Consider the following 15,695-nt stretch of genomic DNA (forward strand, 5'->3'; position numbering starts at 1 on the left):
CCGGGAGGATGGCGCGGACAGGTGATGCCATCGCGTGCCGCCCGCGGTCCCTGCTTCAATGCTGGCCTTCACGAGCTTTCAACACGTCGGCGGGCCTTCATACGACTCGGTAGCTGTCACCCCGTGCAGTGACTCGGCCTACATGTTCGAGCCGCGCGACCGCTTGGTCCGTGATGCGCCGCACCTCCGCTGTGGTCTTCCAGCCGAAGAAGCGTGCGACCTCGCGTGCGATCTGATCTCGTTCGCCCACGACGGCGTCTCTCACGACGTGAAGAATCACAATCTGAACCTCCTGCGACGGCACCTGGCTTGGCTTACGCGTCGAGGCAGAATCGGCAGGGTATCGAGGTTCAGTGAGCACTTCGCCCCGAACTGTAATGAACCCGTCGGACTCAAGGGCAACCCCCACCCCCCTGATCCTGACGCCGTCGATCGCACGTCGCACGTTGTCCTCAATCAGCGAACCGATCCTGCCAATACCCCAATCACTACGGAGGCGATCGAACGCCACAGAAATGTGCATGGGTGCTTCGACCGCAAGGAGACGTTGAAAATAGACGCGCATGGCAGGACGCGCTTCGACTGCGCCGGGCTCGTACCGGCTACGGGCCGGCTCGGTGAAGATCATGTACGGACGACCCCAGTCGGGCGGTGCGTCAAGGTCAACTTCGTCGAACTCGGGGACCCGTGCTTGCGGTCGGACAAGGCTGGTCGGCATGCCAGCGTCAGAGGTGGCCTGCTCAATTGCTGAGCGCAGCCGTTGGATTTGTTCAGCGCGTTCACGTGCCCAGCTGATGCCCCAGATCCTGTGGATCCGCCATCCGAGGCGCGTCAGGACCTCTTCGCGGAGGCGGTCACGGTCGCGGGCGACCTTCGAGGAATGATAGGCAGCACCATCGCACTCGACGCCAAGGACGTAGCGGCCCGGCTCCAGCGGGTGCCGCACACCGATGTCGATGCGATATCCAGCGGTGCCGACCTGAGGGACAGGCTCGTAGCCAAGGGCGATGATCTCGCGGATGACGTCTTCTTCGAACGGACTCTCGGCGTCCCCGAGACTGTCTGTGAGGTCAACGGCGAGTGCAGGCATACCACGCTGGGCGAAGTCGATGTAGCGGGCAAGTGCGCTGACGCCGGTGTTAGTGGATGCAAGCTGACCCGGGTGGAAGGAACTGATGACTTCAACACGCTGCCGAGCCCGTGTGATGGCGACGTTCAGCCGGCGCCACCCGCCCTCCCGATTGAGGGGTCCGAAGTTGGTCGTCATCTTGCCGTGCTCATCGGGCCCATAGCCGATAGAGAAGAGGATGACGTCGCGTTCGTCTCCCTGGACGCTTTCCAGGTTCTTGATGAAGAATCCGTCGAGACGATCATGGGAGTTAAGCAGGTCCGCCAGCACGGGGCTGCCGACCGATGTTCGCTCCATCGCGGCGAAGATCGCATCTTCCTGGGCGGACGAAAAGGTGACGACCCCGAGGGAGAGGTTGGGGTGCTCCGTAGCATGGAAGAGAATGCGTTCAACGACTTTATCCGCCTCGGCAGGGTTGTCGCGCGACGTGCCACGACGGTAGGTTCCGTCGACAACGATGGACTCGATGCCGACGTCGGCGCCTTGTTCGCGGGCGCTTGGGAATGTGAAAAGCTCGCCCTTGTAGAAGCGGTAGTTGGAGAATGCGATGAGGCTCTCGTGCGCGCTGCGGTAGTGCCACGTGAGGGGCAGCGATGGGAGTGCGCCGGCCGCCTTGCATTGGTCGAGCACGGACTGGAAGATGTCGGGATCGTCTTCATCGTCGCTCTCTTCATCCTGCAGGCCACTGGTGAAGAAGCTGGTCGGAGGCAGCTGCTTGACGTCGCCGGCGACGATCAACTGGTTGCCGCGGTAGATGCAGTTGACGGCGTCGGACGGCAGGACCTGGGATGCTTCGTCGAAGATGACGACGTCGAACCGCATGCCGGCCGGCAGATACTGCGAGACGGCGAGCGGGCTCATCATGAAGCAGGGCTTGAGCTCTTGGGCAACCTCGGCGGCCTCGCCTAGTACCGTGCGGATCGGCTTATGGCGGGTCTTGAGGTTGGCCTGACGCTGGATGAGCTGTGCGCCTCTGCTCGCCGTCGACTTGGGGCGCCGCGCGTTGCATGCCGCAACGACCTTGTTGTGGGCCTCGTGGACGAGGCGCTGGTCGAGTTCACGGAAACGCTCCACGAGCGCATTGCGGTCATCCGCACGTAGCCGACTCAAACGGTTGTCGGCCGCAACCGTGGCGTCGACCCAGGCCTCGAGGACTGCGCGTTCGATCGCGTCCTGGACGTCGCCGGCGGCGGCCTGTTCAGAGGAGAGCTCCTCGACCAGCGGTGCGCAGCCGTAGTCACGGAACCACTCGCTCCAGCGCTCGTAGGCGGCCCAGTGCGGAATGTCGCGAGTCGCGGTGTGGGCGAGCTCGGCGAGGTATTCGTGAGCCTGGTCGAGGTCACGGTCGAGGTCGGTCCGTAGCTCGGTGACGCGACCGCTGGTGAAGTTGGCCAGGAGCGACTGAATGGCCTGTGCCCAGGTTTCGACGACCGAAGCGAGCTCAACCGAGCCGATCGACGGTGCCCACAGCCGTTCGGCGACGCCCCGAGGGACACTGCCGTGGAGGTATTCGCGGACGGCATCGGCCCAGTCGAGGGCATGCTCGAGGCGGGACCACTCGGTGGCGAACGCGTCGTAGCCGGGGCCAAGTGCGGCAGCGTCGTCGTCGTAGCGGTCGAGGATGGTCGCTGTTGTGCGGGCGATCTCACCCGCCGCCGTCAGAGCTTTGCGGGCCTCGTCGATAGTGAGATCGCGTTGCGCGGCCACCGCCGCTCGTTCGACGGCGGCGGTCGATTCACCGTCGGTGTCCGACAGCTGGAGGGCCGCTTCCGCAACGTCGTGCGGCGTCTGTCGTGCGGCATGGTCCCGGGACTCTTCTCCCCACGCAGCCGCGAGTGTGTGCCACACCGTGAGCCGGGCGTCGAGACGTTCAGCGATGCCGACGAGGTGGGGATCGGGGTTACCGGTGGTGCTGAGCTGGCGCGCGAGGGCATCGGCGTTGAGGTCTTCCCCCACGATCCGCAGGGCTCGTTCTGCGATCTCGATCGCGGCGCTGACTCGTGAGAAATCGGTCTCGGCACGCCGGTAGTAGCCGCCCAGTCGCGCGGCATGATCGGCCTCGGCTCGAGTGAGGGTGGTCTCCGACTGCTGCCAGGAGATCGCATCGGGCAAGGCGGAAATGGCTTGTTTGTCGGCCTTGCCTCGCACGGTGATGGACTTCAGCAGGCGTCGGTCGGCACGTGCGGCACTCGACCAGCGGTGGATGCCGACATGCGTCTGGGTGAGGCGAGTGTGGAGCGCCCGTAGATCGGTCGACAACGCCGAGGCAGAGAACTCGGCGCGGGTGGCGTTCTCCCAGGCGCGAACGAGATCGACGAGTCTGCCGAGGATGTCGGCGGACTCGTGAACCGAGGTAGTGAGCGCTGGGTTGAACCAGGCGGCCTCGGGAAGTGTCGTCTGCATAGCGAGGCGCGCGAGCGCGACAAGGTCGACGATGCGAGTGATGGTGAGCCGGTCGGGGTCGACCCCGAGGAGGTAGGCGAGGCGGCGGCCGTCCTCGGTGATCGCGGCGAGCGTGACCGGGGCTCCGAGCGCCGCGTCAACCGCTCCGCGAAGCTGGGACGCGGTCGTGTCCGGCGTCGGGCGCCAGAGGTCGTTGGGTGCCTCAAGTACGTCCAGATACATCACATCGTCGGGCTTCAGCTCCGTCCATCCCGGCCCGACGGACCGCTCGATGACGGCTGTCGCTCTGGCGTGCTGCTCGACAAGTTCGTGCGCATCACGCAGACGCTGTCTGACGATCCCGAGGTCGTCCGTCGTCAGATGGGAGACCTGACTGGCTGCGGACCGTTCTTCAAGCAGTTGCAGGAGGAGGACGCGGTCACTTGCCGCGGCCGTAGTGCCGGGCATGGACACTTCGAGGTCGTCGTCGACCGCGCGAGATCGCGTGGCAAGAGCCCTGGCCGCGTCGGCGGCCTGGGAGGCGAGCTTGCGTAGTTGATCGGCGTCACCGGGGTCGGCATACTGCGTGAGCCCGCGCCACAGGAAGTCGTCACCACGCTCGACGGGGGCCCATGCGCGGCCGAGAGCCGCGGCGCCATTGCGCATCTCGGCGAGGTCGTCCGCCGTCAGTGCGCCCCACTGCTGCCCCGCCGGAAGGCGGAAGCCGCTCATCCGATGAGCGAGCGCGATGCGACCCAGCGCCCAGTGAATGCTGCGTCCGACGCTTGGCCGCACCTCGTTCAACGCATTGGCGTAGTCGCTGAGCTCGTGTCGGGTGCGCTCGAGCTCCTTGGCCTCGATCGACGACAGCGCCGCACCGGCGCGTACGCGCTCCTGGAGTGCTCTACCCATGGTCTGCGCGAACTGCTTGCGGGTAGTGGCGCTGCTGTGCAGCTCCAGAAGGAACGGGCCGAGACCCACGTCGCTGAGCCGGTTGCGGACGACGTCGAGCGCGGCCGCCTTCTCACTGACGAACAGGATGGAGCGCCCGCTTGCCATGAGTTCGGCGATCATGTTCGCGATGGTCTGGCTCTTGCCAGTCCCAGGGGGTCCATCCATGACGAAGCTGCGGCCGTCGCGGGCGGCGAGGATGCACTTGCGCTGGGATCCATCAGCGTCCATCACGTTGTGGAGCAACTCGGGCGGCGCAGCGTTGTCGAGCTCATCGTCGCTGATCGGATCGAACACGAACGAGTTGGCAGAAGGGGAGTCGGGACCGAGCGCAACGAGCTGGACGAGGCTGCTGGCGACTACCTCGTCGTGGTGCTCACGCAGGTCCTGGTAGATGGCTTCCTTGTGGAAGCTGAAGGTCGTGAGAACGAGTCGCTGGTGGACCTCCCAGGAGGCGAAGGCCGCGACTCGCCCGCGTACTGCCGCGAGAACGGTGTCGACGTTCAGGTCGTCGGGATCAACGGCGTCGAGCGTGAGCCCGAAGTCGTTCTCCAGCTTGAGGGCGAGAACCGGGTTGAGGACGACGTCGTCCTCGGTCCTGGTGAGTGCGTACGGCATGTCGGCTGCAGTCCGGCGCAGACGCACGGGGGCGAGAAGGATCGGGCTGATCACCTCCTTGCCGTCCTGCGGGTCGACCCAGGCGAGCATGCCGATGCCGAGGTAGAGGGTCCAGATGCCGCGGTCAGCGAAGGTCTGCTGGCTGTGCTGGTCGAGTCGCCGAAGGCTGGACTTGAGCTCGGTCTCGTTCTTGCCCGTGACGGTGAGTTCGCGTCGCGCGCCGCTGGTTCGTTCGTCGTCCAGGGCAACGCGCACGTCGCCCTGTTCCGTCATCCGGAGAGCTTCGCCCGGATGGGGGACAACGATCTCAAGTGACGCCGACTTGGTGTGCTTGAAGTACAGGAGTCGCTGCCGGCGGTCGAGGGTGACAAGCTCCCGGCGCCAGGTCTCAAGCTGACGTTCGAGCCGTTTGCCGAGCTCGGTGTTGACGGCCGACGCCGACCTGTTCGTCATGGATCGATCCTTGATCGTTCGGGCAACATTCGCACGGCCATGGTGAGCAGCACCTGGATGTCGTCATCGGCAAGTCCGGGGAGGAGATTGAGCAGACGCTCGCGGGGGCCCGTGCCGGGCGGCTCCTGGGGCGGCAGGTCAGATTCCGTCGCCGACTCGACGTCGAGGGTTTCGGGGGTGGTGTCCAGGTGGTCGAGGCCGAGGGGCAGCGGCTCGGCGTGGACGATGTATAGAGCCTGGGTGCACCTGGTCATCGCGGAGTAGAGAGTTCGGCGTCCGTCGTCTGATCCACCGACGATGGCGGCTGGCTCTACGACGACGACGGCGTCGAACTCGAGGCCCTTGGCGAGTCGTGACGGCACCATGCTGCATGCGTGGGCGAAGTCGCCATCGCGACCGTCACCGATCTGTCCCTTGCCCCGGACGGTCTGCAGGATCTCGTCGTAGTGAGCGTCGGGTACCACGATGCCGACGGACATCTCGAGGGCGCGCGCCTGATCGGCAGTTGCCAGGACAGCCTCGGCGAGTGCGAAAGGTTCCGCACGGACGACCTGCGGCACGATCCGTCCCGCGCGGATGGACCTCGGGGCCTGCAGCTCGGACGAGATCAGCGGAAGCTGGCGCGCCGCGAGGTCGAGTGCCGAGCTCGGCACCCGATAGCCGATCGACAGGGTCTCAATCGTCGGCTCGGCGTCATTGAGATGCCGGCAAACCTGGACCCAGTTGTCTTTGGCCCACGTCGTGCGGGCCTGCGCCAGATCGCCGAGGAGTGTCATCGAACCGGTAGGGCATCGGCGCGCGAGGGCGCGCGCTTGCATGGGTGAGAGGTCTTGGGCCTCGTCGACCACGACGTGGCCGTATGTGACCGGTGGACCGTCGAGCATGGCGGCGAGCTCGTCGAGGCAATACAGGTCCGCTTCGGTCCAGCGCTCATCGGCGACACTCAACGAAGTCTCGCGAGACAGCGCCGCGCGTTCATCGGCGGTCAGGATGCCGTTCGCGGCATCGACGAGCCATGAGCGGGTGGCGTAGAGCGTTCGCAGAAACTCTTCAGGGCTGAAGGTGGGCCAGAGCCGGTCCAGCGCGTTCTGGAATGCCGAGAGGCGCCTGATCGTCGAGTCACTGGCCACAGCTGGCCGCCTTCGGCGCCGTTGTTCGGCGATGTAGGCGTCGTGGATGGCCTGCCCGAGAGTTTCTCTGAGCACCGACCGTGCGCCGTTGTGCGGAAGCGCTCGGCCGCGGACATCGTCTACGAGAGCCATGACCTGGTCGGCGGGGAGGGTGACACGATCCGCTCCGACCGCCAGCTCGAGGTCCTCGTGGGGGGCACCGATGCGTTGACGCAGGGCATTGGCAAGGACTGTGGCGACACGATCGGAGCCCTTCACCGCCTCTGCCAGCGGGGAATCGGGGGTACTGGCTCGGGCGTCCCCCGCGTAGAGGTCTGGAAGTCGGACCTGCAGGACGTCGTTCACGCCGAGCAGTGGCAGCACGCCGCTGATATAGCTGAGCAGCGTGGTCGACGGAGCGACGACGAGCATGCCGCTCTCACGCAGTGCGACGTTGTTGTACGCGAGCCATGCCGCACGGTGGAGGCCGACGACTGTCTTGCCGGTACCAGGCCCACCCTGGACCACGAGCAGCTTGTCCATTGGTGCGCGGATCACGGCGAACTGCTCAGCTTGGATGGTGGCGACCACGTCTCGCATCGCGCCGTCGCGCGAACGTTCCAGCTCGGAGAGCAGCGCATCGCTGATCGCTGGCGCCCCTATGGCGTTCCCCGCGCCCGGCCCGAAGACCTCATCGACCAGTCTGACAATCCGTCGGTCCTCTTCGACGAAGGTCCGCTTGAGCGTCAGCCCGTGCGGCTCGGCCGTAGATGCCTCGTAGAAGGGCGCTGCGGCCGGCGCGTGCCAACTGATGACCTTGAGGTTCTTCTGTTCGTCATAGACGCGTCGCCGGCCGATGTACAAGGAAGCGTCCGCGGCATCGGCGCGACCGAAGATCAGCGCTCCGGTGCCCTTGGACTGCCGCAGAATCTCGAGAGCGCGCCGTAGGGCCCGGGCGGATGCGCGATCACCCGGGACGGCCGCCGCGATGCTCGACTCGGCGTCGGCCAACCCGCGCTCCAGCAGGTCGTAGGAGCTGTCGAGGTACGCCTGCTCATCCGCGTGCGCGGGATGCACCACGGTCATGTCTGCTCCTTGTCGCCTCACAGGTCGCGCAACTGCTTCTCGCGCCACGCGTACGGACGCTGGTAGTCCGTGACGAGTACCAGCTTGTCATCGAGAACGCTCTTCAGTGTGTGGTGTTGCTCTGCCACGATCACTCCTCATCCTCGATGCTTGGTCGTCTCGTTTCTACCTGGCCCCTACCTAGTCGGCTCAGAGCGCTTCGAACGGCACATCCCTCGCCCAGCGCGTGAGGAGGACCGCTAGATCCTTGATGTTCTGCGTGCGGGACCCCGGCGCTTCGCTGGTTCGCGCCTCGAACAGGCCTGTCCCCCACCAATCGTCCCCGATGGGAATGCCCATCCGGCCCGACAGGCCGCCCATGAGCTTCCGCATCCTCCGGTCGCCCGCAGGCGAGACGACAGGGACACCGGTCCGATCTTCTACCGCGACGTCGTGGTACGCGCCTGCGAGGCCGCGAACGATCGTGGGGGACGAGAGCAGACTGTGCCCGCGGAGTTCCGATGGCGCCCGCTCCCTGTCGGCAATCCGGCGGAGGTCCTCGAACTCCTCGCTCAGCGCGTCGAGGAAAGCGGTCGCAGCTGTCAGGATGGCGGTCTCATCAGCGTCCCTCTCCCGTTTGGCCGTCATCGTCCGTCCCAGACCGAGCGCAACCGCGGCGACGACATCTGTCACGTTCTTCCCTGAGATCCAGTTCTCGTTACGGCCCCGGACTGTGTCCGACTCGAGCTCCACATGGTCCTTGAGAAGGGGATGATCCTCGATCAGTGCTTGAGCGACCCTGTTGATGACCTTGCGACGGTCGAAGGATGCCGTCAGCGACTTCGTGATCCCCTTGGCGTTCGTCGCGATGTCGTGGAAGTACTGCTTGTGGTCGTCGAGGGTCACGCCCTCGAGTACTTCGACCGTCACGTACTCGGTCCGGAGCCGCTCTCGTTCCTGATTGAGTCGCGCGATCACCTCCGCGGCCTCGGCGCTCTTCGCCGCCTCTCCGCGGTCGTCGGCCTGCAGTTTGACCTCGCGCGCCCGCCGGGACTCGTCGGCGACACGCTTCGCCGTCATCGCCCAGCCGAGGATGCGATGCTGGCCGTCGAGGATCTGCAGCTCCGATTCCGAATTGTGCGGCAGGCGGAGGATCCCGAAGTCGACGCCTGAGACCGTGGACTGCACCTCGAAGTCCTCCGAGAGTGGGTACGTGGTGTCCAGGAGCAGCGGCGGGGTCGCCCACTTGGCGTTGATGCGCCAATAATCCGAGAAGTCCGAGGCACGCTTCGGACTGACTTTGCGATTGCCCTCAAAGGGCTCACCGGGGTCGGGTAGGGGCAAGTGGGTCGGGATCAGATAGATCGGCAGCGCGACGACGAACAGGCTCTTCCCCGCCCGGATGTAACGCTGGGCCAGCAGCTCCTTCCGGTCGTCGTATCCGCTGAGGTTGAACTCGCGCATCGTCATGCCACCGCTCCCCACATCGCTTTTCCGATCTCATCCTCGAGCGCCACTGGCGATCGCTCGGTCCGCCGCACCGGCGTACAGGGGGACTCGTGTAGCCGTGGCGTGTCGGGGTCGACGTCGTGACGGCCGTCGAGATAGTCCTTCAGCCCGAGCGACCGCGCCGGCTCCCCGAGCTCTGTCATCGTCTTCTTCTCGATCTGACGGATCCGTTCACGGGTCAGGCCGACAGCGGCGCCGATCTCCTCCAGCGTCTTCGGCTCACGACCCGACAGACCGAATCGCATAGCGATGATGCGCGCTTCACGATCGGTCAAGGTATCGAGCAACTGCGCGGTCTGGTCCCGCATCAGGTTCGACGACACGAGCTCGCATGCGCTCATGTCCTCCTCGTCCACGAGAAGGTCCCCGAACTCCACCCAGTCCGCCGACTCCCCGAGCGTTCGTCGCCCGGTGGGTGCGAGTGCCGAAAGGGACAGCACTGGCTGGCGATAGCCCCTGAGACGCTCCACGTCGCCGGTCGACATGTCGAGCACGGCAGCCACGGCTTCGGAGGAAGGCGCACGTCCGAGGGCATCCCGCAACTCCCACTCGACCTTCGCGATCCTGTCCATGCTCTCCACCACGTGTACAGGGATGCGAATGATCCGTCCCCGGTCCGCGAGCCCGCGTGTGATGGACTGCCGGATCCACCACGTCGCGTAGGTGGAGAACTTGTTCCCCCTCGTGTAATCGAACCCTTCGACCGCCCGGATCAGACCGACGTTGCCGTCCTGGATGAGGTCGAGGAAAGGCATCCCCCGGCCGGCGAAGTGCTTGGCGATGGAGACGACGAGGCGCAGGTTCGCCCTGATGAGATGGTCTCTCGCCCGGCAACCGTCGCCCGCTATCCATCGGAGGTCGCGGTACAGCCGTCGCTCGTCCGCCGACGATCTCGTCCTGTCCCAACCGGCGAATTCCCGGAACACGCGATCCTTCGCGTACAAGCCTGCCTCGATCCGCGTCGCGAGTTCGATCTCCTCGTCGGCACTCAGGAGCGTGACCTTACCGATCTGCTTGAGGTAGTCCTTGACAGGGTCGACGGTCGCGCCGGCTGAACTGATCTGCGGACGCGGCTCATCATCACCCTGCCCGACGTCACCATCGTCGAAGACGACGTCCCAGATCACGGGGTACCCGTCTCCGCGACGGACCGCGCTCGGCACGACATTGCGGGGCGCGCTCTGCACGCGAGATGCGGCGGTGTTCGCCGGCGGCTCCTGGGGCGTGACACGGCCGCCGTCTGCGGTGCCCGAAACGGTTGTCGCGACCGGTGCTCCATCGCCCAGCTGACGCAGACCCCCGAGCGCGGTCTGGGGAAGCTCGAACAGAGTCTCGACGACGGGTGCCGACTTCTCCCACGACGGCTTCGCGAGCGCTCCCCGCGCCATCCCCTGTGGCTCGTCGACAGCGGCATCGGTAGCCTCGCGCCAACGTCCGAGCGCGTCGGCGATGGCGCGGACGTCCTGACGACGAGCTCGAGGACTCCGGGCGTCGCGGTTATCCCACGCCCCGGAGTCCCAGAGATGGTCAGGGACGGGTCCACGCGTGCGCTGCCCGACTGTCGACAGGAATGCCCCGAATCTCTCCGCGGAGGAGCCGCTGGCGGCCAGGGAGTCGTCACTCATCTCTATCACCTGAGCGGCGAAGAACTCAGCCACGCCCTTCAGGAAGGTGACCGAACCCGTCAGGCTGGTGGCCCGGAGCTCCGAGGCTGTGATCGCGCCCTCTGCGACGTCCTGCAGGTCGTCGAATGCGTCGAAGAGCAGGTCGAAGAAGTCCGTGGCCACGGAGAGGATCGCGTCCTCGCAGTACCGATCGGCTACGGCGGCCGTCGCCGTCGCGAGACCCAGTGCCACTCGGACGATGGCGACGACCTGGGCGAGAGACAGGACCGCACTCGAAGCGGAGGTGACCCGATCCGTCTCGCGCTCCACCAGTCCCGACAACGAAGCATGTTCCTCGATGAGTCGTAGCACCGCGCGATTGACCGGATCGGATCGGTCGAAGGCTGCCGTGACGGACCGGGTGATCCCCTTGGCGTTGCGGGCGATGTCGAAGAACCACTGCTTGTGGTCCTCGAGCGACGTCGCGTCGAGGACCTCGACGGTCACCTGCTCCTCCCAGAGCCGGGTGCGCAGCGGCTCGAGCGCGCGCATGGCGTCCATGGCGGCATTCGCGGTACCGAGGTCACCGCCTGCGGCCGCGGCACGGTAGCGCTCGGCGACGACCTTCGACCTGTCCGCGAGGTCACGCAGTAGCAGGGCCCACCCGAGGACACGGTGCTGACCGTCGAGGATCTGCAGCCCGGTCTCGTCCGGGGTCGGCAGCCGGAGCCTTCCTGCCTCGAGCCCTCTGGCCGGGAACTGCACGTTGAACCAACGCCCGAGATCCTCCGAGGTGTCCAGAAGCAGGGGCGGGGCAGCCCATTTCCGGTTCTCGTTCCAGTAGCGGCCGAATTCCCGCGCGCGCTTCGGATCGACGAGCCGGTTTCCCTCCCATCGCAAACCCGCGTCGGGAATCGGGACGACGTCAGGGATGGTCGAGATGGGCAACGCGAAGACGTACAGGTAACCGTTGGCGCGGCGGCTGCGCTGCGCGATGACTTCAGTGGCGGACATGCACCATCCCGACGAACGACCAGTTGGTGCCGCGACAGTACGTCCCACCACCGACATTCCTGAGGTGGCCGCAGGCTACGACATCGCGAAGTCAGTAACCGACGACGAGGACGCCTTGCAGGTCGAGCCGGATGCCAGGGCTCGAGCGCAGGTCGTCGAGTTCCCGGAGCACGGGATCGATAACGGTGGTCCCCTTGTATGTGACGGGAACCGCGAGAACAAGCCAGTCCACTGGTGGGGAGGCCGCGGCGGCGAGCAGCGCGAAGAGCGCTCCGTGGTTCGCGGCTGCCCGGCCTGCCTGGATGCTCACTGCCGTTCCTGACGAGTGGGTGAAATCCAGTTCCTTCGCGGCCAGGGTCCCGCCGGCGTCGGCGGAGAACCCTCCGGAACGTAATCCGTGCTCCACGACGGCGCACACCTCAGCGCGCCGGATCCCGCCGCGGGCGTCGCGACGGGACCCCATCGCGACAGCCCTGGACTCCAGATATCCGACGACGTCGGTGACGTTACCGGGTACGGGTCCGGCGGTGAGGTCGAAGCTGAGTAGATGCGACACGGGCAGAGCTTCGCATACTCCGGAGCGCGCTCATGTCAGGCGTCGAAGGCACTCAGGACTTCTCGACCCAGCGCCTTCCCGAGCGGGATCGGAACAGCGTTACCGATCTGTCGCGCTATCGCGGCCTTCGATCCGACGAACTTGTAGTCGTCGTCGAATCCCTGGATGCGCGCCGCTTCGAAATGCGTGATCGCCCGGTTCTGAGTCGGGTGGAGGTACCGCCCCTTCTCGGGCTTGAAGAACTCGGTACGGATCGTCACCGAGGGCTTCTCCCAGACAAGGCGCCCCATGACGTCCCCCGAGCCCGTGCGGTGCTTGCGCCAGCAGGGAGCCTTGAGCTCCTCAGGGAGATCGAACCGCCCACCCCCGTAGGGGATCACACGGAACCGCTCGAGCGAGAGGTCGGTGTACGTCCGCCCGACGTGCAGGTCCGACGCCTTGAAGGCACCCGGCATCGTGCGCCCGAACCGCTCGACGGTTCCCGGCGGTAGGTCGAGTTCGGCCGCGTGGCGAGGAACCACTTGGCGGCCGTCCCCCTCGAACGCATCGCGGACGGTCCGATACGTCTCGGGAATGTGCGTGGCACGCGGCATCGCCACGGCCGAGGCGTCCTTGTGCCGCCCGAGTACGACGACGCGCTTGCGCACCTGGGCCGCGCCGTGGTCGGCGGCGTTGAGCACGCGGGCTTCGAACTCGTAGTCCTCGAGCGCGCCACCGGTGGCGAACGCGTCGGTGAACACGGAGAACTGCGGTGACTTGAGGAACGCCGGGACGTTCTCCATCACGAAGTACTGCGGGCGAGCACGACGGACGGTCTCGGCGTAATAGCGCCAGAGCAGGTTGCGCTCGTCGTCGACGTCCTGCTTGCCGAGGGTGGAGAACCCCTGGCAGGGCGGCCCTCCGACCACGACGTCGACCTCGGGCACATCTTCCTGCTCGAGCCAGGTCTGGATGGGGCCGCAGTGGACGACGTCGCCGTAGTTCGCCTGGTAGGTCGCCGCCGCCTCCGGTTCGAGCTCGACCGCACGAACAGTCCGAAACAGGGACGATGCCGAGTGCATCCCGGCGGTCAGGCCACCTGCCCCCGCGAACAGGTCGAGTACGCGCAGGTCACGCTCGTCGGACACGGCGTGGTCGGCTGCGACGTCGGCGCGGGAGGATACAGGGGTGGCCACGCGACGGAACACTATCGGGCCAGCACACGTGTTCGATACCCGGCGCGCCGGCGAGGAGATCGACGTGCCTCACATCGCACCGGAACGCCCGTCGACGACGCCCCAAGTGTCGGCCCGGACGTCCCGCCAGGCCCGCAAGGACACCGTGCCGGAACTCGCGCTCCGGCGGGAGCTCCACCGCCGCGGGCTGCGATACCGCGTCGAGTACCCGGTCCCCGGTAGACCCCGGCGTCGCATGGACATCGCTTTCACCCGGGTGAAGATCGCGGTGTTCGTCGATGGCTGTTTCTGGCACGCCTGCCCGGTCCACGGGACCTCGCCTCGGTCGAACGGCATCTGGTGGGCGGAGAAGCTGACCCGCAACATCGCGCGGGATCGAGACACCGATGCCCATCTCGCGGGCCTGGGATGGACCGTCGTCCGCGCGTGGGAGCACGAGGTTCCCGTGGACGTCGCCGACCGGCTCGAGGCACTCGTCCGCCACGGCCCGAACGTGTTCAATCGGGCGCATGCCGCGGACCGGGAGCATCCGACACCGCGTCCCGAACGATGACGGAGGCCGCAGGTGCCCACACTCCACGACGACCGCGCCCGGTGGGTCACGCAGCTCTGCTCGGAGACGCTCACTCCCCTCGGCGACCGACACCGCCACCTCGCGGGCATGGTCCGTACCGACCTGGGGCCGACGACGGTGGTCGCGTCACACCTCGCCGTGCGTGCGGCCGAATGGGTGACGCAGAGCGGCGACCTGCGCGACGTCGCCGACCGCGTGGTCGCGACGCACGTGCTGCGCCCGGAGTACGCCGGGCGTCGCGAGGTCGACGAGTTCGTGGCCGCCGTGGAGTCCGCCGTCGCGGGCCGGGGTCTCGGGGGCACGGATCGCTGGGATCTCCCGACGCACTCCCGGACGCTCGCAGAACTCTGTTGCACCCATGGAGATCCGCGTTGGTCGTCCGACGATCTACGACGGTTGCTGGTGCGCCACTGGAACGTGGTCGACCCGCAGGGCGTCGAGTACCTCGTCGGTCTGGGACGGGACCCGCTCCAGGGGTTGCGCACGCTGCCGGAGAAGATGGACGACCTCCCAGACGGCCTCCCTCGGGCGATGATCGCGCAGTGCTTCGTGAACGACGAGGTCCATCGGCGACGTGAGACGGCGATGTCCGCGCAGCACCTCGACGGTGTGGAGCACCTCCGTCGACTCGCCGTGGACCTGCACACGCTGGGACCCACCATGACGATCTTGCGGAACACGGTCGAGGACACGGCCTACACGGTCGCGGCCCGGCGCGCGGCATCGGAAGCACTCGAGTTCGTCCGGGCACACCACCGGGCGCTCGGTACGGCGCTGAAGGACCTGACGATCCACGAATGCGATCGCCTGGACGCGGATCCCGAGACCCATTTCCGACGCGCATGCATGGACGCTTTCGCGGACCGTGACTGCTACTTCGGCGACATCGGGCGGCTCCGGAGCTACCACGGCACCTTCGGGGTCCTGCCGTGGTGGCAGATCCCGGCAGACGACGAGAGCGTCGGCGAGCTGTCGGAGCTCCTGGCGACCGGTAGCGCGCAGTTCGAATTCTCTCTGGACGAGGAGGAGTTCGAGGTGTCCCTGGCCGTCGGCCCGGCGGGCGGCGGGCTCTGCTACCAGTTCGTCTTCGAGCTGTGGCGCTCGGTGTCGGCGTGCGAACTTCTCCACCTCGGGCTCGTGCGGTCGGTGGGGATCGATGTCGACGTGCAGCGCGGCGACGGTGTCGAACGATTGGGATCGACGTGGCTCACCGTCCCGTCGGGACTCGCCGAGCGCCTGGTGGACCTCGCCACGATGGCGCTCCGCGCACACACGGGGCAGGAGGCCGAGGGCTACGCCGACTACCGAGAGGTCTACACCGCCCTCGAGGTCGACCTGCTCGAACCGCGGAACCAGACCTGGTCACGCCTCGGTGGGCAGCGGTTGGTGGAGGTCCCGCGGTTCACCTACTGACCTTGCACGTGGACGACCGTCCCGGCTCCGGCCGGGCACCCGGCACTATGCCCCCTTTTCACCCGTTCCGCGGTGGGCGGCAACCGGTCCCCGCCATACGATGAGTGCCACTGTTCGCCGCGGCATCGGACGAAGCGCGGCGG

8 protein-coding genes are annotated in these 15,695 nt (G+C 66.7%); 2 read left to right on the forward strand and 6 right to left on the reverse strand.

The genetic code is table 11. The features are described 5' to 3' along the window. Positions 1-97: 97 nt before the first annotated feature. The 6 genes from AC1C2V_RS11360 to AC1C2V_RS11385 form a co-directional block, all read right to left on the reverse strand. Positions 98-5,533: a PDDEXK-like endonuclease domain-containing protein gene (locus tag AC1C2V_RS11360; protein WP_495389721.1), complete on the reverse strand. Its 5,436-nt coding sequence runs from the start codon at positions 5,531-5,533 to the stop codon at positions 98-100. Next, positions 5,530-7,728 carry a HelD family protein gene (locus tag AC1C2V_RS11365; RefSeq protein ID WP_495389722.1) on the reverse strand — a complete coding sequence of 733 codons (2,199 nt, stop codon included), beginning with the start codon at positions 7,726-7,728 and terminating at the stop codon, positions 5,530-5,532. The genes AC1C2V_RS11360 and AC1C2V_RS11365 overlap by 4 nt, the downstream gene beginning before the upstream one ends. Before the next feature lie 189 nt (positions 7,729-7,917). Beyond that, positions 7,918-9,177 (reverse strand): DNA sulfur modification protein DndB, encoded by a 1,260-nt coding sequence (locus tag AC1C2V_RS11370; RefSeq protein WP_495389723.1) that lies wholly within the window; start codon positions 9,175-9,177, stop codon positions 7,918-7,920. Then, complete coding sequence (locus tag AC1C2V_RS11375) at positions 9,174-11,834, reverse strand: sigma-70 family RNA polymerase sigma factor (protein ID WP_495389724.1); 2,661 nt, start codon at positions 11,832-11,834, stop codon at positions 9,174-9,176. The genes AC1C2V_RS11370 and AC1C2V_RS11375 overlap by 4 nt, the downstream gene beginning before the upstream one ends. A 91-nt stretch (positions 11,835-11,925) precedes the next feature. After that, the gene (locus AC1C2V_RS11380; protein WP_495389725.1) at positions 11,926-12,390 is read right to left on the reverse strand and encodes a hypothetical protein; all 465 of its coding nucleotides are present in this window, start codon (positions 12,388-12,390) and stop codon (positions 11,926-11,928) included. A 35-nt stretch (positions 12,391-12,425) separates the two neighbouring features. Further along, positions 12,426-13,565, reverse strand: coding sequence for a DNA cytosine methyltransferase (locus tag AC1C2V_RS11385; protein WP_495389726.1), 1,140 nt, complete (start codon positions 13,563-13,565; stop codon positions 12,426-12,428). On the opposite strand from AC1C2V_RS11385, the gene AC1C2V_RS11390 reads away from it, so the two are divergent. Both AC1C2V_RS11390 and AC1C2V_RS11395 read left to right on the forward strand, forming a co-directional pair. Next, the gene (locus AC1C2V_RS11390) at positions 13,558-14,118 is read left to right on the forward strand and encodes a very short patch repair endonuclease (RefSeq protein ID WP_495389727.1); all 561 of its coding nucleotides are present in this window, start codon (positions 13,558-13,560) and stop codon (positions 14,116-14,118) included. The genes AC1C2V_RS11385 and AC1C2V_RS11390 overlap by 8 nt on opposite strands. Before the next feature lie 12 nt (positions 14,119-14,130). Beyond that, positions 14,131-15,552, forward strand: coding sequence for a hypothetical protein (locus AC1C2V_RS11395; protein WP_495389728.1), 1,422 nt, complete (start codon positions 14,131-14,133; stop codon positions 15,550-15,552). The last annotated feature ends 143 nt before the right edge of the window (positions 15,553-15,695 follow it).

This window comes from Isoptericola sp. Y541 (genome assembly GCF_059445465.1).